The organism is Methylobacterium aquaticum, assembly GCF_016804325.1.
In the GTDB taxonomy this organism is placed as follows: Bacteria; Pseudomonadota; Alphaproteobacteria; order Rhizobiales; family Beijerinckiaceae; genus Methylobacterium; species Methylobacterium aquaticum_C.
The window spans coordinates 3,888,269-3,914,144 of record NZ_CP043627.1; the positions used below are offsets into that span (position 1 = coordinate 3,888,269).

Annotated in this window: 20 protein-coding genes and 2 pseudogenes; 6 read left to right on the forward strand and 16 right to left on the reverse strand. The window is 69.7% G+C overall.

The annotated features are described in order from the left end of the window. Genes F1D61_RS17625 through F1D61_RS17640 form a run of 4 tightly spaced genes read right to left on the reverse strand, consistent with a single transcriptional unit; the run spans position 1 to position 4,721 of the window. On the reverse strand, positions 1-1,074 hold the full coding sequence (locus F1D61_RS17625) for a branched-chain amino acid ABC transporter permease (RefSeq protein WP_203152973.1): 1,074 nt from the start codon (positions 1,072-1,074) through the stop codon (positions 1-3). After that, entirely contained in the window at positions 1,074-1,967 is an 894-nt protein-coding gene (locus F1D61_RS17630; protein WP_048429761.1) for a branched-chain amino acid ABC transporter permease, read from the reverse strand. Before F1D61_RS17630 ends, F1D61_RS17625 begins: the two co-directional genes overlap by 1 nt. Before the next feature lie 13 nt (positions 1,968-1,980). Then, entirely contained in the window at positions 1,981-3,915 is a 1,935-nt protein-coding gene (locus F1D61_RS17635) for a long-chain fatty acid--CoA ligase (protein ID WP_203152974.1), read from the reverse strand. Continuing rightward, a complete protein-coding gene (locus tag F1D61_RS17640; RefSeq protein ID WP_203152975.1) occupies positions 3,912-4,721 on the reverse strand; it encodes an ABC transporter ATP-binding protein in 810 nt (269 codons plus the stop codon). Before F1D61_RS17640 ends, F1D61_RS17635 begins: the two co-directional genes overlap by 4 nt. Positions 4,722-4,933: 212 nt before the next feature. On the opposite strand from F1D61_RS17640, the gene F1D61_RS17645 reads away from it, so the two are divergent. Then, complete coding sequence (locus tag F1D61_RS17645; RefSeq protein WP_203152976.1) at positions 4,934-5,587, forward strand: TetR/AcrR family transcriptional regulator; 654 nt, start codon at positions 4,934-4,936, stop codon at positions 5,585-5,587. A gap of 151 nt (positions 5,588-5,738) precedes the next feature. Next, positions 5,739-7,415 (forward strand): methyl-accepting chemotaxis protein, encoded by a 1,677-nt coding sequence (locus tag F1D61_RS17650; RefSeq protein WP_203152977.1) that lies wholly within the window; start codon positions 5,739-5,741, stop codon positions 7,413-7,415. A 31-nt stretch (positions 7,416-7,446) separates the two neighbouring features. Here the strand turns inward: F1D61_RS17650 and F1D61_RS17655 are convergent, their stop codons facing one another. Further along, on the reverse strand, positions 7,447-8,637 hold the full coding sequence (locus tag F1D61_RS17655; protein ID WP_203152978.1) for a phenylacetate--CoA ligase family protein: 1,191 nt from the start codon (positions 8,635-8,637) through the stop codon (positions 7,447-7,449). A gap of 155 nt (positions 8,638-8,792) precedes the next feature. Between F1D61_RS17655 and F1D61_RS17660 the strand changes: the two genes are divergently transcribed. Next, positions 8,793-9,047 carry a DNA-binding protein gene (locus tag F1D61_RS17660; RefSeq protein WP_203152979.1) on the forward strand — a complete coding sequence of 85 codons (255 nt, stop codon included), beginning with the start codon at positions 8,793-8,795 and terminating at the stop codon, positions 9,045-9,047. A gap of 22 nt (positions 9,048-9,069) precedes the next feature. Here the strand turns inward: F1D61_RS17660 and F1D61_RS17665 are convergent, their stop codons facing one another. The 7 genes and pseudogenes from F1D61_RS17665 to ruvC form a co-directional block, all read right to left on the reverse strand. After that, a complete protein-coding gene (locus tag F1D61_RS17665) occupies positions 9,070-9,291 on the reverse strand; it encodes a UPF0175 family protein (protein WP_203152980.1) in 222 nt (73 codons plus the stop codon). Between the two features lie 8 nt (positions 9,292-9,299). Then, a pseudogene (locus F1D61_RS17670) lies at positions 9,300-10,165 on the reverse strand (HpcH/HpaI aldolase/citrate lyase family protein). Positions 10,166-10,426: 261 nt separating this feature from the next. Continuing rightward, entirely contained in the window at positions 10,427-10,921 is a 495-nt protein-coding gene (locus F1D61_RS17675; RefSeq protein ID WP_246775390.1) for a MaoC family dehydratase, read from the reverse strand. Next, positions 10,918-12,864 (reverse strand): acetyl-CoA carboxylase biotin carboxylase subunit, encoded by a 1,947-nt coding sequence (locus tag F1D61_RS17680; protein WP_203152981.1) that lies wholly within the window; start codon positions 12,862-12,864, stop codon positions 10,918-10,920. Before F1D61_RS17680 ends, F1D61_RS17675 begins: the two co-directional genes overlap by 4 nt. An 8-nt stretch (positions 12,865-12,872) precedes the next feature. After that, the gene (locus F1D61_RS17685) at positions 12,873-14,480 is read right to left on the reverse strand and encodes a carboxyl transferase domain-containing protein (protein WP_203152982.1); all 1,608 of its coding nucleotides are present in this window, start codon (positions 14,478-14,480) and stop codon (positions 12,873-12,875) included. 221 nt (positions 14,481-14,701) lie between these two features. Next, the gene (locus tag F1D61_RS17690) at positions 14,702-15,874 is read right to left on the reverse strand and encodes an isovaleryl-CoA dehydrogenase (protein ID WP_203152983.1); all 1,173 of its coding nucleotides are present in this window, start codon (positions 15,872-15,874) and stop codon (positions 14,702-14,704) included. Between the two features lie 368 nt (positions 15,875-16,242). Continuing rightward, a complete protein-coding gene (ruvC, locus tag F1D61_RS17695; protein ID WP_203152984.1) occupies positions 16,243-16,800 on the reverse strand; it encodes a crossover junction endodeoxyribonuclease RuvC in 558 nt (185 codons plus the stop codon). Positions 16,801-16,995: 195 nt separating this feature from the next. On the opposite strand from ruvC, the gene F1D61_RS17700 reads away from it, so the two are divergent. After that, on the forward strand, positions 16,996-17,751 hold the full coding sequence (locus F1D61_RS17700) for a sulfite exporter TauE/SafE family protein (RefSeq protein WP_203152985.1): 756 nt from the start codon (positions 16,996-16,998) through the stop codon (positions 17,749-17,751). Here F1D61_RS17700 and F1D61_RS17705 read toward each other — a convergent pair. Further along, positions 17,748-18,599 carry an urea carboxylase-associated family protein gene (locus tag F1D61_RS17705; RefSeq protein ID WP_203152986.1) on the reverse strand — a complete coding sequence of 284 codons (852 nt, stop codon included), beginning with the start codon at positions 18,597-18,599 and terminating at the stop codon, positions 17,748-17,750. The two genes, F1D61_RS17700 and F1D61_RS17705, sit on opposite strands and share 4 nt — an antisense overlap. A gap of 315 nt (positions 18,600-18,914) precedes the next feature. Further along, positions 18,915-22,405, reverse strand: a pseudogene (locus tag F1D61_RS17710) (indolepyruvate ferredoxin oxidoreductase family protein). A 213-nt stretch (positions 22,406-22,618) separates the two neighbouring features. Here F1D61_RS17710 and F1D61_RS17715 point away from each other — a divergent pair. Further along, positions 22,619-23,650 (forward strand): cysteine synthase A, encoded by a 1,032-nt coding sequence (locus F1D61_RS17715; RefSeq protein WP_203152987.1) that lies wholly within the window; start codon positions 22,619-22,621, stop codon positions 23,648-23,650. 743 nt (positions 23,651-24,393) lie between these two features. On the opposite strand, the gene F1D61_RS17720 is transcribed toward F1D61_RS17715, so the two are convergent. Further along, complete coding sequence (locus tag F1D61_RS17720) at positions 24,394-24,624, reverse strand: DUF1127 domain-containing protein (protein WP_203152988.1); 231 nt, start codon at positions 24,622-24,624, stop codon at positions 24,394-24,396. A 127-nt stretch (positions 24,625-24,751) separates the two neighbouring features. Between F1D61_RS17720 and gcvA the strand changes: the two genes are divergently transcribed. After that, positions 24,752-25,678: a transcriptional regulator GcvA gene (gcvA, locus tag F1D61_RS17725; RefSeq protein WP_203152989.1), complete on the forward strand. Its 927-nt coding sequence runs from the start codon at positions 24,752-24,754 to the stop codon at positions 25,676-25,678. On the opposite strand, the gene F1D61_RS17730 is transcribed toward gcvA, so the two are convergent. Next, the gene (locus tag F1D61_RS17730; RefSeq protein ID WP_203152990.1) at positions 25,647-25,823 is read right to left on the reverse strand and encodes a hypothetical protein; all 177 of its coding nucleotides are present in this window, start codon (positions 25,821-25,823) and stop codon (positions 25,647-25,649) included. The two genes, gcvA and F1D61_RS17730, sit on opposite strands and share 32 nt — an antisense overlap. Between the last annotated feature and the right edge of the window lie 53 nt (positions 25,824-25,876).

Consider the following 25,876-nt stretch of genomic DNA (forward strand, 5'->3'; position numbering starts at 1 on the left):
CTAGTGCGAGAACGGGTAGAGCTTCCAGTACGCCTTGATCTGGCGCCAGCGATGGGCGAGCCCGTCGGGCTCGAACATCAGGAAGAGCACGATCACGAGCCCGATCGCCATCTCGCGCAGGAAGGACAGATTGTCCTTGAGCGACAGCGCCCGGTCGAGGGCCGAGCCGCGGACCGCGTCGGTGATCCAGCCCATGGCTTCGGGCACCAGCACCATGAAGGCGGTGCCCATCAGCGTGCCCATGATCGTGCCGAGGCCCCCGATGATGATCATGCCGAGGAACTGGATCGAGAGCAGGATGCCGAACCCCTCGACCGAGACGAATTGCAGGTAATGCGCGTAGAGCGCCCCGCCGATGCCGGCGAAGAAGGCCGAGAGGCCGAAGGACAGGGTGCGGTAGCGGGTGAGGTTGATCCCCATCATCTCCGCCGAGAGGTAGTGGTCGCGCACCGCCACCAGGGCCCGGCCGTCGCGGGAGCGCATCAGGTTGGTGGCGAGCACGAAGGTCAGCACCAGGTAGGCCAGCACCACGTAGAAGTAGCGGTGGTCGGTGTCGAAGGCGAAGCCGAAGATCGAGAACGCCTCGGCATGGGTGCCGGCCACGCCGCCGGTGAACCAGTTCGCCCGGGCGAAGAAATCCTGGAGGATGTATTGCGCGGCGAGCGTCGCGATGGCGAGGTAGAGCCCCTTCAGCCGGGCCGCCGGCAGGCCGAAGATCAGGCCGACCGCCGTCGTCATCACGCCGGCGAGCGGGATCGCGAAGAAGACCGGAATCCCGTAATTGTTCGACAGCCAGGCCGACGCGAAGGCGCCGAAGCCGAAGAAGGCGGCGTGCCCGATCGAGATCTGGCCGGTGAAGCCGACCAGGATGTTCAAGCCCAGAGCCGCCACCGCGAAGTAGCCGATCTGGATCAGGAGGCTCAGCCAGTAGCGGTCGAGCACCAGGGGCGCGCAGCACAGCAAGGCCAGCCCCGCCCACACCGCGTAGCGGCTGCCGGCGGTCGGGAAGATGGTGGTGTCGGCGGCATACGTGGTGCGGTAGTCGCCGGCGGGGATCAGGCTCTGGGTCGCCATCAGACGCGCTCGATGTCGCGGGTGCCGAACAGGCCGTAGGGCTTGATCATCAGGATCACCACCAGGACGTAGAAGGGAACGATCTCGTAGAGGTTGCCCCAGTGCAGGTACTGGCCGTCGACATATTGCGCGACGTTCTCCAGCACCCCGATGACGAGGCCGCCGATGACCGCGCCGACGACAGAGTCGAGCCCGCCGAGGATGACGGCCGGGAACACCTTGATGCCGTAGAGCGACAGGGCCGACGACACGCCGTTGACGATGCCGACCACGATGCCGGCGACCGACGACACCACCGCCGAGATCGCCCAGGCCATCGCGAACACGTTGCGCACCGAGATGCCGAGCGACTGCGCGACCTGCTGGTTGAAGGCGGTGGCCCGCATGGCGAGGCCGTGCTTCGAATACTGGAAGAACCAGGCGAAGCCCGCCATCATGGCGACCGAGATGCCGAGGCTCATCAGATAGACGGTCTGGATCTCGAGCCCGAGGAACGACACCGACTGGGTCTGGAAGATCGGCGGGAAGGGCTGGGCGAAGACGCCGAACAGCCACTTGCACAGCGCCTGGAAGAAGATCGACAGGCCGATCGTCACCATGATGACCGAGATGATCGGCTCGCCGATCAGCGGCCGCAGCACCACGACCTGCAGCGCGATACCGAAGACCAGCATGAACGCGAAGGTGATGCCCATGCCGACGAGGAACGGCAGCTGGTAGGTGGTGAGCAGCCACCAGCACACCCAGGCGCCGATCAGCAGGAACTCGCCCTGCGCGAAGTTCACGACCTGGCTCGCCTTGTAGATCAGGACGAAGCTCATCGCCACGACCCCGTAGAGGGCGCCGACGATCAGCCCGTTGACGACGAGCTGGAGCAGGAGATGGGTGTTCATGGCCTCAGGGCCCCTATTCGGCGGCGGCGAGGGTGGCGGGGGCCGCCGTGAGGTCGATCACCGGCAGGGTGGTGCGGATGCGCTGCGTCGTGCCGTCCTGGAACCGGATCACCGTATCGACCCGGTAGCTCGGCGCGCCGGCATAGATCGTGTCGATCAAATCGCCGTATTTCTCGTTGATGACGCCGCGGCGGACCTTGCGGGTGCGGGTCAATTCGCCGTCATCGGCATCGAGCTCCTTGTAGAGGAGCACGAACTTGGCGACCCGCTGCACGTCGGTGAGGCCCTGGTTGACCTTCTCGACCTCGCGGCGGATCAGCTCGATCACCGCCGGCTTCGAGGCCAGGTCCGAGTAGGTCGTGAAGGCGATGCGGTTCTTCTCGGCCCATTTGGCCACCACCGCGTAGCGGATGCAGATCAAGGCCGCCAGGTACTCGCGCCCGGCGCCGAGGATCACGGCCTCGGCGACATAGGGCGAGAACTTCAGCTTGTTCTCGATATATTGCGGCGAGAAGCGCTCGCCATGGACGTTGACGGCAAGGTCCTTGATCCGGTCGATGACGACCAATTCGCCCTTCTTGTCGACGTAGCCGGCGTCGCCGGTGTGCATCCAGCCGTCGCGCACGTCGCTCGGCGTGTTGGCATCGGCCTTGTAGTAGCCATGGAACATGTTGGCGTGGCGCGCCAGCACCTCGCCGATGCCGTTGCGGTCGGGGTCCAGCACCCGGATCTCGATGCTGTCGTCGAACGGCACGCCGACCGTGTCGAAATCGACCGTCTCGCCGCGATGCAGGGTGTAGGCGCCGAGCGTCTCGGTCTGGCCGTAGAGCTGGCGCAACGGTACGCCCATGGCGCGGAAGAACCGGAACGTGTCGGGACCCAACGCCGCGCCGCCGGTCGCCGCGGAGGTCAGCCGCGTGAAGCCGAGGCGATCGCGGAGCGCCCGGAACAGCAGGGCCTCGGCGGCGCCCGAGCGGGTGCCCTTGTCGAGGGCATCGAGCCCCATCTTCATGCCGCGCTCGTAGAGGGCGCGCTTGAACGGCGAGGCGTCCATCATCCGGGCGCGCACGTCGGCGGCGACCGCCTCCCAGACGCGGGGGGCGAACAGCACGAAGGTCGGGGCGATCTCCCGGAAGTCGTGCATCAGCGTGTCGGCATCCTCGACGAAGTTGACCTTCATGCGAGAGAGAAGCGCCTGGCCGAGCGCGTAGACCTGCTCCATGATCCAGGGCAGCGGCAGCACCGAGACGTAATCGTCCTGCGGCCCCTTCGGGTCGGCGGCGAGGTAGCGGGCGCAGTGGCGCAGGACCCGGCCGCCGCTCAGCATGGCGAGCTTCGGCCGCGCCGTGGTGCCGGACGTGGTGCAGAGGATCGCCACCGCCTCGGCGTCGGTCGCATCGACCAGCCGGTCGTAGAGGCCGGGATCGGCCGCGTGCAAGGCTTCGCCCTTCGCCGCGAGCGCATCGGCCGAGATCAGCCGCGGATCGTCGTATTTGCGCATCCCGCGGGGATCGCAATAGACGATGTGGCGTAACGTCGGCACGCCGTCGGCGAGGTTGAGGAGCTTGTCGACCTGCTCCTCGTCCTCGGCGATCACCGCCTTCACCCCGGCAAAGGCCAGGAGATACTGGACCTCGTCCTCGAGCGCATCGCGGTAGAGGCCGAGCGACAGGGCGCCGAGGGCATGGGCGGCGATCTCGCCGGCGACCCAGTCGGGCCGGTTGTCGCCGATCAGCCCGACCACGTCGCCGGCGCCGATTCCGAGACCGGAGAGGCCGAGCGCGAAGGCGCGGGTGCGGGCGTGGTACTCGGCCCAGGTCGTCGGGCGCCACAACCCGAAGATCTTTTCCCGCAAAGCCACCTCGCCCGCATGCGCGGCGGCGTTGCGGCGCAGGAGCTTCGGGAAGGTGTCGGCCTCGCGGGCGATGGCAGAGAAATCGCTCGTCACGACGCGGCCCTCGCCGGTTCGGGAGCGGCCGGCTCCTCGTCTTCCTCGCCGAGATAGGCTTTTCGCACATGCGGATCGGCGAGCACCGCCTCGGGGCGGCCGAGCGCGATGCGGCGGCCGAAATCGAGCACCATGACGCGATGCGAGATGTCCATGACCACGCCCATGTCGTGCTCGATCATCACGACGGTCATGCCGAACTCCTCGTTGAGGTCGACGATGTAGCGGGCCATGTCCTCCTTCTCCTCGAGGTTCATGCCGGCCATCGGCTCGTCGAGGAGGATCAGCTTGGGCTCCAGCGCCATGGCGCGGGCGAGTTCGACGCGCTTGCGCAAGCCGTAGGAGAGGGTGCCGGCGGGCGCCTTGCGGTAGGCCTGGAGGTCGAGGAAATCGATGATCTCCTCCACCCGGCGGCGATGCGCCAGTTCCTCGCTCCGTACCCCCGGCAGCCAGTAGAGCGACCCGGTGACGAAGTTGTTGCGCATCAGGTGGTGGCGCCCGACTAGGATGTTGTCGAGCACGGTCATGTGGTGGAACAGCGCGAGGTTCTGGAAGGTCCGGCCGATGCCGAGCTTCGGGCGCTGGTTCGGCGTCGCCTTGGTGATGTCGCGGCCGTCGAGCAGGATCTGGCCCTCGGACGGCTTGTAGCGGCCCGAGATGCAGTTGATCATCGAGGTCTTGCCGGCGCCGTTGGGGCCGATGATCGAGAACAGCTCGCCCTTCTCGACCGCGAAGCTGACATCCGTCAGCGCCTTGACGCCGCCGAAGCGCAACGAGATCTGGCGAACCGCAAGGGTTTCCGCCACGCCTGATCCTCCCTGGGATGGCGGCCGCGCTCGTATCCGGCGCCGCTCTGCCTCTGGCGGATGCCCGGTATGTGTCCGGATCATTCGCCTTGGAAATACGTTCGACTGTTTTTTTCCGAGCGTCAAGTGCTACACTGGCGCGACGAAAGTCGTGGGGTCGGGGGACCCCGGGAGGGGTCGCTGGACCCCGTGAGGGCGGGGTTAGAGGCAGCATGGCGCGTATCGCAGGCTCGTCGGGACCGCGGACCGAGGAGGCCATCCGGCGGGCGGGGCTCAAGCTCATCGCCACCCACGGCTATGCCGCGATGAGCCTGCGCCAGCTCGCGGCCGAGGTCGGCATCCAGCAGGGCTCGCTCTACAACTACTTCCGCAACAAGCAGGAATTCCTGTTCGACCTCATCCGCGGCCACATGCTCGACCTGCACGCGGCCCTCGACGCGGCGCTTCTGCCGGAGGGCAGCGCCGAGGCGCGGCTGACCCGGTTCACCGAGTTCCACGTCGCCTACCACGTCGAGCGGGCGCAGGAGGTGTTCATCTGCTACTCGGAGCTGCGCAGCCTCGAGCCGGACAACCTCGCCGCCGTGGTGGCGATGCGGCGCGATTACGAGCGCAAGCTCGGCGACATCCTCGACCACGGCTGCGCCACCGGCGAGTTCCGCCTGAGCGACACCCGGATGGCGACGCTCGCCATCCTCGCCATGCTGTCGGGCATCTGCACCTGGTACAAGCCGGGGGGGCGCCTCTCGACGGACGGGTTGCAGGCCATCTTCACCGGGATGGTGCTGGCGCTCGCCCGCGGGGGCGAGACGCAGGCCGTTCCCGTGCCGGCCCGGCGGCGCGGCGTGTTGAGGGCCGGGATCGGCTAGGGGCTCGCCCCCTCATGCTGCCGCATGGGCAAGCATTCGCCGCCGGCGAATAAATTGCCACAAGAGCTAACAATGTATACCGGCCGTTCACGACCGCAGATCTAGGTCCGGGGGACATCCGGCGCAGGACCGGATCCGGAGTGGCGGCCTGATGTTCGTGCTCACCCTTCCCCGCAAGTTCGCCTTGCTGATCGCGCTCGCGGCCTTAAGTCTGGTCGCGCTGGGCGGGATCGCGCTGACTTATCAGTACGAGGCGATGCTGGCACAGCGCATGGAGCGCATGGCGCTCATCACCGAGGCGGCCGCCAACATCGTCGAGCGCTACCGCCAGAAGGCGGCGAAGGGCGAGATGGGCGAATCGGCCGCCCGCGAGGCGGCGCTCGCCGACATCGCGGCGATGCGGCACGGCCGCGACAACTACCTGTTCGTCAACGACGGCACCGGCACCGTGGTCGCCCACCCCGCCGCGAAGGTGGTCGGCCGCAACCTGATGGGCGTGACCGACACAACCGGATTCCGCTACGTCGCCGACGTCATGCCCCGGGCCAAGCGCGACGGCGCGGCGACCTTCCGCTATACCTGGGTGCCGGAGGGCGAGACTGCGACCGTGCCGAAGATCGGCCTGTTCCGCTACTACGCGCCGTTCGACATCTATATCGGCGTCAGCGAATACGTCAGCGACCTGCGGGCGATGATCGTCGAGCAGGTCCAGCGCCTCGCCCTCGCCGGCCTCGTCATCCTGCTGGTGCTCGGCGGCGTCTCGCTGCTGATCGTCCGCTCGGTCGTGCGGCCGATGGCGCGCCTGCGCGCCACGATGGCGGCCCTCGCCGAGGGACGCACCGATCTCGCGGTGCCGGAGGCGGAACGCCGCGACGAGGTCGGGGCGATGGCCCGCACCGTGCTGGTCTTCCGCGACAACGCCGTCGAGCGCGAGCGCCTGCGCGGCGAGAGCGAAGCCGAGGAGTTGCGCCGGATGCGCCGTGCCGCGTCGCTGAACGACCTGATCCTGGGTTTCGAGGTCTCGATCACCGGCGTGGTGGCCGGGGTCGCCGCCGCCTCGGGCGAGCTGCGCGGCACCGCCCAGGCGATGACCGCGACGGCCACCCAGACCGCGAGCCAGTCCACCACCGTGGCGGCGGCGGCCGAGCAGGCTTCCTCCAACGTCGAGACCGTCGCGGTCGCGGCGGAGGAACTCGGCGCCTCGGTCCAGGAGATCGGCCGCCAGGTCGACGGCTCGGCCCGGCTCGCCCAGGCCGCCGTGGCCGAGGCCGGGCAGACCGCCCGCCAGGTCCAGGCTCTCACCGAGGCCACCGCCCGGATCGGCGACGTGGTCGGGCTGATCTCGTCGATCGCCGCCCAGACCAACCTCCTGGCGCTGAATGCCACGATCGAGGCGGCCCGCGCGGGCGCCGCCGGCCGCGGCTTCGCGGTGGTGGCCGCCGAGGTGAAGGAACTCGCCGGCCAGACGGCACGAGCCACCGAGGAGATCACGGGCCAGATCGCCACGATCCAGGCCTCCACGGGACAGGCGGCGGGCGCCATCGGCCAGATCACCGCGCGGATCGAGGAGATCTCGACGGTGGCGACCTCGATCGCCGCGGCGGTCGAGGAGCAGGGTGCGGCGACCCAGGAGATCGTCCGCAACGTCGCGCAGGCCGCCGCCGGCACCGGCGAGGTGACGGGCAACATCGCCGGCGTGGCGGGCGCGGCGGAGGAGACCGGGGCGGCGGCGAGCCAGGTCCTGGTCTCGGCCTCCGACCTGTCGCGCCAGTCCGAGCGCCTCGCGGCCGAGGTCGAGCGGTTCCTGGCCCAGGTCCGGGCGGCCTGAATGCCGCAGAGGGCTGGCGGCCTCGCTTCCGTCAGCCCACCGGCCGCTCGTCCGCGATCACCTTGCCGTCGTTCGGCAGGCTGCCGGGGGCGACGAGTTCGACCGCCCCGCGCAGCTTCGTCACCGCCCGCAGGGTCTCGGCGACGGACTCCGCGAGAGCGGCCTCCGTCGTTGCGGATTCCGCCCGCAGGGTCATGACGTCGGCCTCGTCGGCCCGGCTCACCACCAGGCGCAGGCGGCCGAGATCGGGGTGGCGGCGGGCGATCTCGGCGACCTGCTCGGGGCGCACGAACATGCCCTTCACCTTGGCGGCCTGGTCGGCGCGGCCCATCCAGCCGCGGATGCGGCCGTGGGGCAAGGCCGCCGTGAGGTCGCCGAGCGCGTAGCGGATCAGCGGCCGGTCGAGATCGGGCACCGTGACGACGATCTCGCCGACCTCGCCCTCCGGCACCGGATCGCCGGTGCCCGGCCGCACGATCTCGAGGATCAGCCCGTCGGCGACGCGCAGCCCCTCCCCCTTCGGCGTCTCGTAGGCGATGAAGCCGACATCGGCGGTGGCGTAGGCCTGGGCGGCGGCGATGCCGCGCTCCTTGAACTCGGCCTGGAGCGAGGCCGGGAAGGCCGCCCCGGAGACGAGCGCCTTCACGAGCGACGACACGTCCCGCCCGGCCTTCCGGCCCGCATCGAGCAGCACCTTGAGGAAGTCCGGCGTGCCGACATAGCCAGCCGGCCGGTAGGCCTCGATCAGGTCGAGCTGCTGCTCGGTATTGCCGGGCCCGGCCGGGATCACCGCGCAGCCGAGCGCGCGGGCGGCGGTGTCGAAGATGAAGCCGCCCGGCGTCAGGTGATAGCCGAAGGTGTTGAGCACCACCTCGCCGGCCTTGAAGCCCGCGGCGGCGAGCGCCGGGGCCCCGCCCCACGGATCCTCGCCCGCCCGCTGCGGCTCGAAGATCGGCCCCGGCGAGGTGAACAGGCGGGGAAACGCCCCGGCCGCTCCGGGCACGAAGCCGCCGAAGGGCAAAGCCTCGCGCTGGCGCGCCGGCATCTCGCCCTTGCGCAGGACCGGCAACCGGGCGAGCGCCGCCCGGTCGGTCACGGCGGCGGGGTCGATGCCCGCGAGGTGGGTGGCGTAGGCCGGGGCCTGGAGGGCGGCGGCGAGGGCGGCGGGCAGGCGGGTGAAGAGGGTGGATTCTGCAGTCTGGGGGGCTTCGTGGTGTGGCATATGCGGCGTCCTCCCTAAAGCCCGCGTGTTGGTCGCGCGCTGCGTCACGATTGAAACGAAGGATTTGTGATCGCGGCGACAAGTCCTCTCAGTCGCGCGATATCCGCCGAGCGAAGGCCTTGGCAGCTTCTCTCTGAATGTCGGTGGTGACGCCCATGACCGATGCCCTGCTCACCCCCTACGATACGGCGGACTACCTCGACAGCCCGGAACGGATTGCCGCCTATCTCGACGCCGCGCTCACTGAGGACGATCCAGCCCTGGTCGCTCACGCGCTCGACATCGTTGCACGGGCCCGCGGCCTCGCTCGCGGCGAGGTGCAGGCGGGAGCGCCGCATTTGACCGCCGTGATCGATCTGCTGGACCGTCTCGGCCTCAGGATGAGTGTCGCCCCGCTCGAAGCCCCGTGAGAGGGCCAGCACCGCCACGGAGTCACAGGCCGAGGCGGTCGAGATCACGCAGATCCTGCATCAGGTCTGCATGATCGTCATCAGTGTAGACGCCTCGCTCCTTCAGAAAGGCGTCGAGCGCAGTGCGCGTGCCGAAACCGAGGAGGCGGCGCAATTCGGGTTGGGTCAGCCGCCCGGCCCGGAACTGCTCAAGCGCATGTCCTTCCAGGGCGCGCCGAGCGCAGGCATTTCCACCGACTGCCATGCGCTGTGTCACCCCACCCGCGCCAGCAGCCGTTCCGCCCGGCGCAGATGCGGCCGGTCGAACATCTCGCCGTCGATCCCGACCACGCCGACCCCCGGCGATTGCGCGAAGGCGGCCACGACCCTGCGGGCCTGGGCGAGCGCGGCGTCGGTCGGCGTGAAGGCCTCGTTGATGACCGCCACTTGCGCCGGGTGGATCGCCATCTTGCCGACGAAGCCGTCGCGGCGCGCGGCGCGGCACTCGCGGGCGAGGCCGTCGAGATCGCGGAAATGGGCGTTGATGGTGTCGATGGCATCGACCTCGGAGGCCGCCGCCGCCATCAGGGTCAGGTTGCGGGCGAGCGCGAACGGGGCGGTCCAGGCGCCGTCCTCGGCCCGATTGGTCTCCGCGCCGAGATCGGCGGACAGGTCCTCCGCCCCCCAGGTGACGCCCGACAGCCGCGGGCTCGATCCCGGCAGGCTCTGGAGCGCGAAGACCGCCCGGGCCGTCTCGGTGGCGATCGGCAGGATGCGGGTGGCGCCGTCCTCCAACCCGTATTCGGCCTCGTGGACCGCCAGGCGCGCGCCGAGATGCGCCACGCTCGAGCCTCCCTCGGCCTTCGGCAGCATGATCCCGTCTGGGGCGTGCGGCATCACCGCGGCGAGGTCGTCCTCGGTCAGCCCGGTATCGAGGGCGTTGACGCGGACGTAGAGCCTGGGCCGGCCGGCGACGGCACGCATCCGCGCCAGGAAGCCCGCGGCGACCTCGCGGGCCTTCCCCTTCTCGGGCAACGCGACGGAATCCTCCAGGTCGAGGATCAGGGCGTCGGCCCCGACCTCCAGGCCCTTCTCCTGCTTGCGGGGGAATCACCGGGAACGAACAGCAGCGAGCGCATCTTTCACAAAGCCTATTCGAGCGTGTTTTATCAGGAATGGTTTCGTGTTGTGGGCTGCGTCCCATCCATCGACCTCATCCTGATGTGTCGGTTCATCGCAGATGGACTGACCTCGAAGGAGGTCTCCAGGGATCGCCGAGACGTCTGGAGCCCTCCTTCGAGGTCAGCCGATTTTCAATCGGCCAACACCTCAGGATGAGGTGAGTGGGTAGGAGGCAGGGGGCGATTTCTTCTGCAGGACGATGCCCCCTGAACACGCTCTCAAGCCTCCGCCACGGGTCGCTTGCGCATCATCGCCTGACGGCGGCACTCCGCCACCAGCGTGCCGTCCTGATTGTAGGCGCGGTGGACGAAGTCGACGATGCCGGCGGTCGGCCGCGAGCGCGATTCGCGCTTGGCGACGACCTCCGTCGTCACGCTCACCGTATCGCCCTCGAAGAGCGGGGCGGGAAAGCGGGTCTCGGTCATGCCGAGATTGCCGATGGTGGTGCCGACCGTGGTGTCGTTGACCGAGATGCCGATCATCAGCCCGAGCGTGAACAGCGAGTTCATCAGCGGTTTGCCCCACTCGGTCTCGGTGGCGCAGAAATGCGCGTCGATGTGGAGCGGCTGCGGGTTCAGCGTCATGTTGGAGAACAGCATGTTGTCCATCTGCGTCACCGTGCGGGTGAGGCGATGGCGGAGCGTCGCGCCGACCTCGAAATCCTCGAAGTACAACCCGCCGCGCGGGTGGGTCGAAGCGGGAAGCGTGCTCACGCGGCGTCCTCCGTCGTCAGGGTGATCAGGCGGGCGCCCTCGGCGACCTGCTGGCCGGCCTCAGCCGCGACCTCGGCCACGATGCCGTCGGAGGGGGCGGTGAGCGCGTGCTCCATCTTCATCGCCTCGACCACCGCGAGGCGCTGGCCGCGCACCACCGTGTCGCCGGGGGCGACCAGCACCGAGACGAGGCGGCCGTGCATCGGCGCCTTGATGGTGCCGCCCTGGTCGATGTGGTCGAGATCGACCGCGAAGGGGTCGGGCGGAGCGAGGGCGATCTGGCGACCCTCGGCCAGCACCAGCACGCCGGGCGGCGCGTCGACCACCGTGAGCGCAGCGGGTTCGGGGCCGGCTTCGCCGTATTCGACCGCGAGGCCGGACGGGCCCCAATGCAGCACCGCCTCGGCCGGTTCGCCCTCGAGCACGAACGGAAGGCTCTGGCGCCGGGCCTCGCCGAGCTGGAACCCGTCCGCCGCGTCCCAGGGCGAGCCGGTGCGGGCCGGCATCGCTTGCGCCACCAGCGCCCGGATCCCGGCCCGGATCGCGGCGTCGCGGTGCGGGCTCGGCGCCGTCAGGGCCGCGAGGTCGCGGTCGATGAAGCCGGTATCGAAGCGGCCCGCGCGAAAATCGTCCGCCTCGGCGAGCGCCTTCAGGAAGGCGACGTTGGTCTTCGGGCCCGCCACCAGGGTGCGGCCGAGCGCCCCCGCCAGCCGGTCCAGGGCCTCGTCCCGGGTGGCGCCGTGGGCGATCACCTTGGCGATCATCGGGTCGTAGAACGGGGTCACCCGGTCGCCTTCCCGCACGCCGGTATCGACCCGAATTCCCTCCCCTTCCGGCAAGGTCAGCGCCCGCAAGGGGCCGGTCGAGGGCAGGAAGCCGTGATCCGGGTCCTCGGCATAGAGCCGCGCCTCGACGGCGTGGCCGTGGATCGCGAGCCCCGCCTGGTCGACCGGCAGGGGCTCGCCGGAGGCGACCCGGAACTGCCACTCGACGAGGTCGTGGCTGGTGATCGCCTCGGTCACCGGATGCTCGACCTGGAGCCGGGTGTTCATCTCCATGAACCAGAAGCCGTCGGGGCGCAGCCCCTCGCGGCCGTCGGCGATGAACTCGACCGTGCCGGCGCCGACATAGCCCACCGCCTTCGCCGCCTCGACGGCGGCCCGGCCCATCGCCGTTCGGACCTCGTCGGGCATGCCGGGGGCCGGCGCCTCCTCGATCACCTTCTGGTGCCGGCGCTGGAGCGAGCAATCGCGCTCGAACAGGTGCACGGCATTGCCGTGGCCATCGCAAAACACCTGGATCTCGACGTGGCGCGGCGAGAGGATGTACTTCTCGACCAGCACCCGCGGATCGCCGAACGCGTTCTGGGCTTCGCGCTGCGCGGAAGCCAGCGCGTCCGCGAAGCCCTCCGGCCCCTCGACCCGTCGCATGCCCTTGCCGCCGCCGCCGGCCACCGCCTTGATCAGGACGGGGTAGCCGATCGCGGCCGCTTCCGCGGCGAGGAAATCCGGGTCCTGGCGGGCGCCGTGATAGCCCGGCACCACCGGCACGCCGGCTTGCGCCACCAGCGCCTTCGCCGCATCCTTGAGGCCCATGGCGCGGATGGCCGAGGCGGGCGGGCCGACGAAGACGATGCCGGCCTCCGCGCAGGCCTCCGCGAAATCCGGCCGTTCCGACAGGAAGCCGTAGCCCGGATGGATGCACGCGGCCCCGCTCGCGCGGGCGGCCTCCAGGATGCGGTCGATGCGCAGATACGAGTCGGAGGCCTGGGCCGGGCCGATGCAGTGGGCTTCGTCGGCGAGCGCGACGTGGAGCGCGTCGCGGTCGGCCTCGGAATGGACCGCGATGGTGCGCATCCCGAGGCGCCTGGCGGTGCGGATCACCCGGCAGGCGATCTCGCCGCGATTGGCGATCAGGACGGAGGCGAGGCGGCGTGTGGTCATGACGGTCCTCACATCCGGAACAGGCCGAACCGGGTCTCCGGCACCGGCGCGTTGAGGCAGGCCGAGAGCGACAGGCCTAGCACCCGGCGCGTCTCCTCCGGCAGGATGATGCCGTCGTCCCACAGCCGCGCCGTGGCGTAGTAGGGCGAGCCCTCCTCCTCGAACCCGGCGCGGATCGGCGCCTTGAACGCCTCCTCCTCCTCCGGGCTCCAGGCGCCGCCCCCGGCCTCGATGTTGTCGCGCTTGACGGTGGCGAGCACGCTCGCCGCCTGCTCGGCGCCCATCACCGAGATGCGCGAATTCGGCCAGGCGAACAGGAAGCGGGGCGAATAGGCCCGGCCGCACATGCCGTAATTGCCCGCCCCATACGAGCCGCCGACGATCACCGTGAGCTTCGGGACGGCGGCGGTCGCCACCGCCGTGACGAGCTTGGCGCCGTTCTTGGCGATGCCGCCGGCCTCGACCTCGCGCCCGACCATGAAGCCGGAGATGTTCTGGAGGAAGATCAGCGGGATGCGGCGCTGGCAGCACAATTCGATGAAGTGCGCGCCCTTCAGCGCGCTCTCCGAGTACAGGATGCCGTTATTGGCGATGATGCCCACCGGCATGCCGTGCAGCCGCGCGAATCCGGTGACCAGCGTGGTGCCGTAGAGCCGCTTGAACTCGTCGAATTCCGAGCCGTCGACGAGACGGGCGATCAGCTCGCGGGCATCGTACTGCTTGCGCAGGTCGGTCGGCACCAGGGCATCGAGGTCGGCCGCGTCGTAGGCCGGATCGACGGAGGCCGCGATGTCGAGGTCGGGCCGCTTGACGGTGTTGAGCCCCCCGACGATGCGGCGCAGGATGGCGAGCGCATGGGCATCGTCGGTGGCGTAATGGTCGGCGACGCCCGACAGCCGCGCATGGACGTCGGCGCCGCCGAGGTCTTCCGCGCTCACCACCTCGCCGGTCGCGGCCTTCACGAGCGGCGGTCCGCCGAGGAAGATCGTGCCCTGGCGGCGCACGATCACGCTCTCGTCCGACATCGCCGGCACATAGGCGCCGCCGGCCGTGCAGGAACCCATCACGCAGGCGATCTGCGGGATGCCGGCGGCCGACATCTGCGCCTGGTTGTAGAAGATGCGGCCGAAATGCTCGCGGTCGGGAAAGACTTCCGTCTGCTGCGGCAGGTTGGCGCCGCCGGAATCGACGAGGTAGAGGCAGGGCAGCCGGTTCTGGAGCGCGATTTCCTGCGCCCGCAGGTGCTTCTTCACCGTCAGCGGGTAGTAGGTGCCGCCCTTGATGGTGGCGTCGTTGCAGACCACCATCACCTCGCGGCCGGCGACCCGGCCGATGCCGGTGATGATCCCGGCGGCATGGATCTCCTCGCCGTACAGGCCGTGGGCGGCCAGTCCCCCGACCTCCAGGAAGGGCGAGCCCGGATCGAGCAGGCGCAACACCCGGTCGCGCGGCAGGAGCTTGCCGCGGGCGACGTGGCGCTCGCGGGCCCGCGCCGGGCCGCCGGCGGCGGCCTTGGCGCGGTGGCTCTTGAGGGCCTGGCGTAGTTCGCCCCAGGCGACGCGGTTCTGCTCCGCCGCCCCGGAGGTGAGGTCGGCGCTGGTGGGGATGACCGGCATCGGCTTCAGAACCTCGGAGCCTGTGTGAGCGGCTTGATCTGACGAGAGCTGAACATCATTCGGCGCCTCCCACTCTCTCACCTCATCCCGAGGTGCCCGCGAAGCGGGCCTCGAAGGAGGCCTCCAGAGATCGTCGCGTCTTCTGGAGGCCTCCTTCGAGGCTCACTGCGTTCGCACCTCAGGATGAGGTCGATTACTGGAAAAATAGCTCAGACAGGCCTTCAGGCGGACTTGGCGAAGAGCTCGCGGCCGATCAGCATCCGGCGGATCTCGCTGGTGCCGGCGCCGATCTCGTAGAGCTTGGCGTCGCGGAGCAGGCGCCCGGTCGGGTAGTCGTTGATGTAGCCGTTGCCGCCCAGAAGCTGGATCGCGTCGAGGGCGCATTGCGTCGCCCGCTCGGCGGCGTAGAGGATCGCGCCGGCCGCGTCCTCGCGGGTCGTCTCGCCGCGGTCGCAGGCCTGCGCCACCGCGTAGACATAGGCCTTGGCGGCGTTGGTCGAGACGTACATGTCGGCGAGCTTGCCCTGGACGAGCTGGAACTCGCCGATCGCCTGGCCGAACTGCTTGCGCTCGTGGACGTAGGGAATCACCACGTCGAGGCAGGCCTGCATGATGCCGAGCGGCCCCGCCGCCAGCACCGCCCGCTCGTAGTCGAGGCCCGACATCAGCACGTTGACGCCGCGCCCGACCGCCCCGAGCACGTTCTCCTCGGGGATCTCGCACTCCTCGAAGACCAGCTCGCAGGTATCCGAGCCGCGCATCCCGAGCTTGTCGAGCTTCTGGGCGGTGGAAAAGCCCTTCATGCCCTTCTCGACCAGGAAGGCGGTGATGCCGCGGGGTCCCGCCGCCGGATCGGTCTTGGCGTAGACCACCAGGGTCTCGGCGACCGGGCCGTTGGTGATCCACATCTTCGAGCCGGTCAGCACGTAGCGGTCGCCCCGCTTCTCGGCGCGGGTCTTCATCGACACCACGTCCGAGCCGGCGCCCGGCTCCGACATGGCGAGCGCCCCCACATGCTCGCCGGAGATGAGCTTGGGGAGATACTTGCGCTTCTGCGCGTCCGAGCCGTTGCGGGTGATCTGGTTGACGCACAGGTTGGAATGCGCGCCGTAGGACAGGCCGACCGAGGCCGAGGCGCGCGACACCTCCTCCATCGCCACGCAATGGGCGAGGTAGCCCAGGCCCAAGCCGCCATACTCCTCCTCGACCGTGATGCCGTGGAGGCCGAGCGCCCCCATCTCGGGCCAGAGGTCGCGCGGGAAGGTGTTGGTGCGGTCGATCTCCTCGGCCCGCGGCGCGATTTTATCTTGCGCGAAGCCGCGCACGCTGTCGCGGATCGCCTCGGCGGTCTCGCCCAGGCCGAAATTGAATGCACGCGCGGCGTTCGGGATCATCGGCGCCCTCCCTGGATTTTCCCCATTCATACGAACGATCGTTTTTTAAGACAAGCGGGGAGAGGGCAGAGGGCGCGTCGCCGAACGGACATTCCGGCACGGCGGCCGAGTGATGGCGCCGTGTCGGTCGAGCAGATCCGAGCGTGAATTCGACTTCTCCGCCTCACAGGGTCACCCCGGGGCTCGCCACAGTCGGGAGCCTGGGATCCAGAAACTCAAGTGCCTACAGAAGCGAGCGGAACGCCATTCGCCTTTTCCTGAACGATCCGCGGTTCGGGATTCCGGGCTCCGCTGGGCGGCTCCGGATGACGTGAAGGGCTTCAGGTCGCTTGATCGCCTCTGGTCGATTGCTCTTGCCGGCCTTAACCTCACCCCCGCGCCGCCGCCCGGGCGATCCGCGCCGCGCCCGGCCCCGCCGCCGCGGCATGGGTCGCGGCGCGCATCCGCGCCGCCCGGTGGCTGGCATGGGTGATGGCGATGGCGAGCGCGTCCGCCGCGTCGGCGGTGTCGGCGGTGGCCTTGGGCAGCAGGAAGCGCACCATGGCGCCGACCTGGTCCTTCTCGGCATGGCCGGCGCCGACCACGGTCTTCTTTACCAGGTTGGCGGCGTATTCCGCCACCGGCAGGCCGGCGAGCGCCGGCACCAGCAGGGCCACGGCGCGGGCGTGGCCGAGCTTCAGGGTCGCCTGCGCGTCCTTGTTGACGAAGGTCTCCTCCACCGCCGCCTCGTCGGGCAGGAACGTGGAAACCACCTTGGTCAGGCCCTCGTGCAGGGTCCGCAGGCGGGTGGCGAGGTCGTCGTCGCCGTTCGACGTCACGGTGCCGCTCGCCACGAAGGCGAGGCGGGTGCCCGTGACGGTGATCAGGCCCCAGCCGGTGCGGCGCAGGCCCGGATCGATGCCGAGGATGCGGATCGGTTCGCTCATCGCCGCTCGAAGTTCCTTGTCAACCGGTGCAGGCGGCGCCCGCATCATGCCGAAAAACCGTCCCGGCGCGAAGAGCGCCGCGTCTTAGCCGGAAACCGGCTGCGCCGCCACCACGGGACGTTCCGTGAACACGCCTGGACGACTCATGGGGCGAGACCCTTGACGAATCGTAGCCGTGGCGCGCGTGGTGACGTGATGTCGCTCGATCCTGCCACCCTGCTGCCGCTCGATGCCCGGGCCGCCACCCTGTTCCTCGCCGCCCTCGTCGGCGGGCTGGTGCGCGGCTTCACCGGCTTCGGCTTCGCGATGGTGTTCGTGCCGGTCGCGGCGGCCGCCGTCGGGCCGGCGGCGGCGGTGGGGCTGATCTGGGTCGTCGATGCGCCGTTCTCGCTGTGGTTCGGCGCCCGGTCCGCCCCGCGGGCGGTCTGGCGCGAGGTGGTGCCGCTGCTTGCCGGCTCCACCCTCCTGCTGCCGCTCGGCGTCCAGCTCCTCACCCATCTCGATCCGACCCTGACCCGCTGGATCACCGCCGGCGCCATCCTGCTGGCGCTCGCGGCGCTCGTCTCGGGCTGGCGCTACAAGGCCGATCCCTCGCTGCCGCTCTCGCTCGCGACGGGGGGCGCCTCGGGGCTGGCGAGCGGATTCGCCGCGCTCGGCGGCATGCCGCTCGCCGTGTTCTGGCTCGCCAGCCAGCGCGCTTCGGCGCGTCAGGTGCGCGACAACCTGATGGCCTATTTCGGCCTCTCGACCCTGATCTCGGGCGTCGTCTTCACGGCGACCGGGGTGCTCACCGGCCCGCGCTTCGCGGAAGCCGTGCCGCTGCTCCTGCCCTACGGGTTCGGCCTCTGGATCGGATCGCACGGCTTTGCCCGCGCCTCCGACCGGATGTTCCGGGTGGTCGCCTATGCGGTGATCCTGGTGGCGGTCTGCCTGGCCTTGCCGCTTCGTTAACTCTTATCCCACCAGCCCTTTTCCGGGTGCAGCCCATGCTGGCCGCGATACGGCGCCACGGCCGGGCTCTGCCACCCCTCGGTCAGTTCCGGGTCCAGCCGGTAGACCTCGACGGCGAGGGGTCGGCAGACGTCGATCGGGTCGCGGGCGTCCGGCCCCCAGAGCGGCACCGAGAGGTCGCCGCCCGGGCAGGTCGAGAGCGCGCAGAGCAGGTCGATCTCGGCGAAGAATTCCAGGTAGTCGCCGGCTTTCGCCGGGCAGTCGCGCATGAAGTACAGGTCGTCGTGATTGAGGCCGGTGACCTGGAACACGTTGAGCACGTCATGGACGTCGAACTCGGTCAGGCCGAACGGCATCACCGCCCGGGTGAGGTTCGAGTGGCAGTGGAAGTGGAAGTCCTGGCCGGTCAGCAGCTTGTTGACATAGGGGTCGCAGCGGGTGCCGAGCAGGTCGTGGACCCGGCCGCCATATTCGTCGGTGCCGTAATGGCTCAGGCTGTCGGCCGTGATGGTGACGAGCGGGCGCAGGAACGGCAGGGTCGACCACAGCCGGTCGAAGGTCGTGACATGGGCGCCCTGGAGCTGGCGGGTCCGCGCCGCCCAGAGCCGCTCGCGCGGGTCGTGCCGGTTCCAGATGTTGAGGTCTCCGACCTGCGGCCCCTCCGGCGCGACGATGCGAAAGACATGCCCCGCCGGCACGCTCCAGGCCCGGCCGAAGCGGATCGGGATGGTGAACGCATCGACCAGGGTGCGCCCGCCGGTCTCGGCGGCGATCCGCTCGTAGAACGGCCGGTCGACCGACAGGGCCGAGCCCTCGCTGACCTGATAGGCGGCGGGAAAGTCCTTCATGCCGGGGGCTCCGGGTGGGGTAGCGTGCGCCAGGAGTGGCAGAAGCGGGGGAGTGGGGCAAACGAATGAAAGAAGGGCGTGGGTTTCTCCCTCCCCCTCTGCGGGGGAGGGTGGCCCCCGGAGGGGGCCGGGAGAGGGGACGCCGCTTCCGGACAAGACTGAACCGTTCTGACGGGCACCCTCTGGATCAGCGTCGCGCTGCCCCTCTCCCGCCCCGCATTCGCGGGGCACCCTCCCCCGCAGAGGGGGGAGGGGGAAGTCCGTGCTATTTCTTCGCTCGGACAGATTTGCCGCAAGGGAGACGAGGAAGGCGCCCTACTCCGCCGCCGTCGCGAGCGGGGCGTCCTTGCTGCGGAACTGCGCCAGCAACGCCGCCTCCTCGGCCTTCACCGCCTCCAGGTTCCTCGCCTTCACCGGCCCGTAGCCGCGGATGCGCTGGGGCAGGGCGGCGAGGCCGACCGCCGCGGCGTGGTTGGCGGGCGTGAGGTCGCGGGCGATCTCGGCGAGCCGCGCCTCGAAATCCTGCACCAGCCGCCGCTCCTCGCGCCGTTCCTGCGTGTAGCCGAACGGATCGAAGGCGGTGCCGCGCAGGCGCTTCATCCGGGCCAGCATCCCGAACGCGGTCATCATCCACGGCCCGAAGGTCATCTTGCGCGGCCGGCCGGTGGCGGGGTCGCGGCGGGCGAGCAAGGGCGGGGCGAGGTGGAACTCGTAGCGCAAGGCCTCGCCCTCGAAAGTGCGCTGGACTTGCGCCTGGAAGCTGCCGTCGGTGTAGAGCCGCGCGACCTCGTACTCGTCCTTGTAGGCCATCAGCCGGAACAGCGAGCGGGCGGCAGCCTCCGTGAGCGCCGACTGGCCGGGCACGATCGCGGCCTCCCGCGCCCGGAGCGCCGCCAGGCTCTTCGCGTAGCGCTCGGCATAAGCCGCATCCTGGTAGGCGGTGAGGAAGGCGACGCGCCGGGTGACGACGCCGTCGAGATCCGGCGCCTGCTCCGGGGCGGGGGCCTCGACCGCCCGCATCGTCTCAGGGTGGGCCGCGGCACGCCGTCCCCAGGCGAAGGCGGCGCGGTTCATCGCCACCGCCTCGCGGTTGAGCTCGATCGCCTTGAGGAGCGCGTCTCGCGACAGCGGCACCCGCCCGCGCTGCCAGGCGAAGCCCAGCATGAACATGTTGGCGGCGAGCGCATTGCCGAGCATCGAGACGGCGAGGCTCGTCGCATCGGTGAAGTCGGCACGATCCGTGCCCGCCGCCTCGCGGATCGCCCGCTTGATCCGCTCGGCCGGCAGGGAGAAATCGGGCCGGCGGGTGAACTCGCCCGGCATCACCTCGGCGGTGTTGACGACGAGGTGGGTGCGGCCTTTCGCGATCGCAGACAGCACCTTGCGGTTGCCGCTGACCACGAGGTCGCAGCCGAGCACGAGGTCGGCCGCGCCCGCCCCGACCCGGATGGCGTGAATGTCCTCCTGGCGGTTCGCCAGCCGCACGTGGCTGAACACCGCCCCGCCCTTCTGGGCGAGGCCGGCCATGTCGATCATGCCGAGGCCCTTGCCCTCGAGATGGGCCGCCATGCCGAGGATCGCCCCGATCGTCACCACGCCGGTGCCGCCGACGCCGGTGACGATCAGGTTGTAGGTGCCGGCGATCTCCGGGATCGTCGGCTCGGGGAGTCCCGCATCCGGCGCCTCGTTGCTCGCCGCCGGGACGTTGACCGGTTTGCTCCGCGGCTTGGCTCCATGCACCGTCACGAAGGACGGGCAGAACCCCTTCACGCAGGAAAAGTCCTTGTTGCAGCCGGACTGGTCGATGCGGCGCTTGCGGCCGAACTCGGTCTCGACCGGCTGCACCGCGACGCAGTTCGACTGCACCGAGCAATCGCCGCAGCCCTCGCAGACGAGTTCGTTGATGATCACCCGCTTGTCGGGATCGGGGAACGCGTTGCGCTTGCGCCGGCGGCGCTTCTCGGAGGCGCAGGTCTGGTCGTAGATCATCACCGAGACGCCCGGCACCTCGGCCAGTTCCCGCTGGACCGCGTCCAGCTCGTCGCGATGATGGATGGTGAGCCCGTGCGGCCACGCGATCGTCGCGGGGTACTTGTCCGGCTCGTCGGTGACCAGCGCGATGCGTTCCACGCCCTCCGCCCGCACCTGCGCGGCGATGCGGTCGACGGTGAGCCCGCCCTCGTGCGGCTGGCCGCCGGTCATCGCGACGGCGTCGTTGAACAGGATCTTGTAGGTGATGGTGGTGCCGGTATCGACCGCCCAGCGGAGCGCCAGCGACCCCGAATGGTTGTAGGTGCCGTCGCCGAGATTCTGGAAGACGTGGCCGCGCTTGGAAAAAGCGTTCTCGCCGATCCAGTTCGCGCCCTCGCCGCCCATCTGGGTGAAGCCGTCGGTGCTGCGGTCCATCCACTGCGCCATGTAGTGGCAGCCGATGCCGGCATAGGCCCGCATGCCGTCGGGCACCTTGGTCGAGGAATTGTGCGGGCAGCCGGCGCAGAAATGCGGGATGCGCGCCGCGATGTCGGCGGTCGCGGCCAGCCGCTCCTGCGCGCCCTTGAGGCGGGCGACGCGGCCCGCGAGGTCGTCGTTGCGGTGGTAGCGCAGCAGGCGCTCACCGAGCGCCACCGCGATGTCGTTGGGATCGAGGGCGCCCTTCACGGGGAAGAGCGAATTCCCGTCCTCGTCGCGCTTGCCGATGCAGACCGGCTGATGGCGCGACCCGTACAGCTCCTCGCGCAGCTGGACCTCGATCAGGGATCGCTTCTCCTCGACCACCATCACGAGGTCGAGGCCGTCCGCGAACTCCGCCAGCTCCCGCCGCGACAAAGGCCAGGGGCAGGCGACCTTGTAGAGGCGCAACCCCATGTCGCTGGCCTTGACCTCGTCGAGGCCGAGGTCGTCCATCGCCTGGCGCACGTCGAGATACGACTTCCCGACCGTGATGACCCCGATCTTCGGCTGGCGGCCCCCTGAGAGCACGATCCGGTTGAGGGTGTTGGCCCGCACGAAGGCCATCATGGCGTCGCGCTTGAAGTCCTGGAGGCGGGCCTCCTGCTCGAGGATGCCGTCCGGCGTGCGGATGTTGAGCCCGCCCGGCGGCATCAGGAAGTCGTCGGGCAGGTGAATCTTCACCCGGTCGAGGCGCGCATCCACGCTCGCGGTCGATTCGATGTTCTCCTTCACGCACTTGAAGGCGACCCAGGTGCCGCAATAGCGGCTCATCGCGTAGCCGTAGAGGCCGTAATCCAGGATCTCCTGCACGCCGGCCGGGTTCAGGATCGGCGACATCACGTCGACGAAGTGGAACTCCGACTGGTGCGCGACGGTGGAGGATTCCGCCGTGTGGTCGTCGCCCATCAGCGCCAGCACGCCGCCATGGCGCGCGGTGCCGGCCATGTTGGCGTGGCGGAACACGTCGCCGGAGCGGTCGACGCCCGGGCCCTTGCCGTACCAGAGGCCGAACACGCCGTCGTAGCGGCCCTCGCCCCGCATCTCGGCCTGCTGCGCCCCCAGATCGCGGTCGCGGCCAGTTCCTCGTTGAGGCCGGGCTGGAACACGATGTTGGCCCGATCGAGCACCGTCTTGGCCCGTACCAGGTTCTGGTCGAGGCCGCCGATCGGCGAGCCGCGATAGCCTGAGACGAAGCCCGCGGTGTTGAGCCCCGCCGCCCGGTCGCGGGCCTGCTGCATCAGCAGCATCCGGATCACGGCCTGCGTGCCGGTGACGAAGACCTGGTCGCGGGAGAGATCGTACTTGTCGTCGAGGCTGACCGGCCGAAGGGACGGGGTGGTCGCGGGCGAACCCATCGCGTGTTCCTCTCCTCCTCGCGCGGTGCGGGCCGGTTTCACCAGCCTCTCGGGACCACGCCGATATGGCAGGAAGGCTGACATTCGCGGCCGGCCCCGTCAACGCGCTCTGGAGGCATTCCAGGCAGGCGCGCCTTGCCGCCCGCCCGCTTTCGCGGCATCACCGCTGACCCGCGGGCGCGTTCGCCCGCTCGAGCCCGGACGACCTTCGCGATGATCCGCCCCGACATCCTCGCCGCGATCGGCGGCACGCCCTTGATCCGCCTCAAGCGCGCCTCGGAGGAGACCGGCTGCACCATCCTGGGCAAGGCCGAGTTCATGAATCCCGGCCAGTCGGTGAAGGACCGCGCCGCCCTGTCGATGGTCGAGGCGGCCGAGCGCGCCGGCACCTTGCGGCCGGGCGGCACCATCGTCGAGGGCACGGCGGGCAATACCGGCATCGGGCTCGCGCTGGTCGGCGCGGCCCGCGGCTACCGCACGGTGATCGTGATCCCGGAGACCCAGTCGGCGGAGAAGAAGCAGGCGCTCAGGCTGGCCGGGGCCGACCTCGTCGAGGTGCCGGCGGTGCCGTTTGCCAACCCCAACAACTACGTGAAGGTGGCCGGCCGCCTGGCCGCGCGCCTGGCCGAGACCGAGCCCGGCGGCGCCTTCTTCGCCGACCAGTTCGACAACCTCGCCAACCGCGAGGCCCACATCGCCACGACGGGTCCGGAGATCTGGGAGGCGACGGGCGGCAAGGTGGACGGCTTCATCTGCGCGGCCGGCACCGGCGGCACGCTCGCCGGCACCGCGGCGGCCTTGCGCGCCCGCAACCCCGGGGTGACGATCGGGCTCGCCGATCCCGACGGCTCGGCGCTCCACCCCTACTACGCCACCGGCGAACTCAAGGCGTCCGGCACCTCGATCACCGAGGGCATCGGCCAGGGCCGCATCACCGGCAACCTGGAGGGTTTCCGGCCGGACGTGTCCTTCGGCATTCCCGACGCGGAAGCCCTGCCGCTGGTCTTCGGCCTCCTGGAGGAGGAGGGGCTTTGCCTCGGCGGCTCGTCGGGGATCAACGTGGCGGGCGCGATCCGGCTCGCCCGCCATCTCGGCCCGGGGCATACCATCGTGACGATCCTGTGCGATTACGGCACCCGCTACGCCTCGAAGCTGTTCGACCCCGAGTTCCTGCGCGCCCGCGACCTGCCGGTGCCGCATTGGCTGGCGCGCCCGCGGGCGATCGATCCGGGGCTGGTGGCGTAAGGGGGCGGTTGGGGCGTTTCGCTCGACCGCAGAACCGGCTTGGTGAGCCTACGGATCTCGAACCCACCGATTCATTCCGTGGCCGCGCAAGCGGAGCCCGGAATGACATGCAGGGCGTCATACCAACGGTCGTTGAAAACGACCTTTGGTTCCGTTCTCGAATTTTCGTCAAGCCTCTGGCTTGGCATAGAAAATTCGAGATGGCTCAATGGCCCGATGCGTCAGCATCTTGGGCCATTGGTATCAGAGCCTGTTTGATTGACTCAAGCACTTGCTCCCACACACGACCTCACCCTGAGGTGTCAATCGATTGAAAATCGACTGACCTCGAAGGAGGGCTCCAGGGATCGCGAAGACTTCTGGAACCCTCCTTCGAGGCTCCTTTCAGTCGCACCTCAGAGCCTGTTTGAGCAGGATTCCCACCCAAGACTTGAGGCGAGCGGGATCATCCTACCCGCTAACCTCATCCTGAGGTGCGAACGAAGTGAGCCTCGAAGGAGGGCTCCAGGGATCGCAGAGGCTTCTGGAGCCCTCCTTCGAGGTCAGTCGATCTGCGATCGACTAACACCTCAGGATGAGGTGGAAGGGTAGAATATCTCCTGATTTTTCTCAGTTTTTGTCAAATCACTCTACTCAAACAGGCTCACAGGATGAGGTCGGGAGAGGGATGGAAAAGGTCGTTGCAGCTAAATTTTCGCAAGTCAAACAGGCTCTCGATTCTGTCGAGCAGATCGACCAGATTTCTACTCGATCCAGAACGGCTTCCCCGCCTCACGCGCCGCGTCGGCCCGCGACAGGCCAACATCCTTCAGCAACCCCTCGGGACAGGCCATCAGGGCGCGGCGCTCGCGCCGGCGGTCGGCCCATAATTCGAGCCGCTGGAGGAGCGAGCCGGCGGAGCGCCGGCGTGGCGGACTGACACGGATGGTGGGAACGAGGCGCAGGTTTCCTCGGCCAGCGACGAGGCTCGTCATGGCTCTCTCCGGATCGGCAAGTGGCGTGGTCGGTGAGGAGAGATTGCCTTTCGCGGGCCCACCGATCAAACCAGATCGACTCGTCCGCCGCCCCAGGAAATCTGGGTCACGCCATCGGGACTGCCTCATGGCCCTCGACCGGACTTCCCGCCGCCGCCTGCCGCCGCTCAATGCCGTGCGGGCCTTCGAGGCCGCCTCGCGCCACGCCACCTTCCACGAGGCGGGGGACGAGCTCGGGGTCAGCGCCGGCGCGGTGGCGCAGCAGGTGAAGATCCTGGAGGGCTGGTTCGGCCTCGCCCTGTTCCGCCGCCTGCCGAGCCGGGGCGTCGCCCTGACCCCGGCGGGCCAGCGTTTCGCGGCCGCCGCCGGCGAGGTGCTGGACGGGCTCGCCGAGGCGAGCGCCCGGCTGCGGCGCCAGGGCCAGGACCACGTGCTGACGGTGAGCACCACCCATTCCTTCGCCAGCCTGTGGCTGATCCCGCGCATCGGCAGCTTCCGCGCGCAGCATCCCGACCTCGACGTGCGGGTGGTCGCCAACAACCGCCTGGTGGACTTTGCCCGCGACGACGCGGACGTGGCGATTCGGCACGGGCGCGGCCGCTATCCGGGCCTGCGCTCCGACCTCCTGATGCACGACGTCGTCTTCCCGGTCTGCAGCCCGGCCCTGCGCGACGGCGAGCCGCCGCTGCGCTCACCTCGGGATCTCGCCCGCCACACGCTCCTGCACGACGACGACCCGATCGACGTGGAGGCGGTGGGCTGGCCGCAATGGCTCGCGGCGGTCGGCGTCACCGGGGTCGATGCCTCGCGCGGGCCGCGCTTCACCCACACCTTCATGATCCTGCAGGTCGCCACCGCCGGGGGCGGGGTCGGCCTCGCCACGAAGGTGCTGGGCGGCGATCTCGTCACCGGCACCGGCCTGGTGCGGCCCTTCCCCGACGAGGTGGCGAGCCCCTACAGCTTCTTCCTCGTCACCCCGACCGAGGACGACGCCCCGAAGGTGGCGCGCTTCCGCGAGTGGATCACCGCGCAGGTGGCGGCGTCGGACCGCTGAGCGCCGGGCCGGGCGCCTCGCCGGTCCCGGACCACGAGACGCCGCGCCCGTCGCCGAGCAGGATCCAGGCGCCGGAATCGGAGGAAGCACGCCCCGGCAGCTTGCCGAGGAGGGCGGCGACGAGCCGCGAGAACCAGGACGACATGACGACAAGCAGACTCCGCCGCATTCGGGCGCGGTCGGTACGCGCTCCGGTAA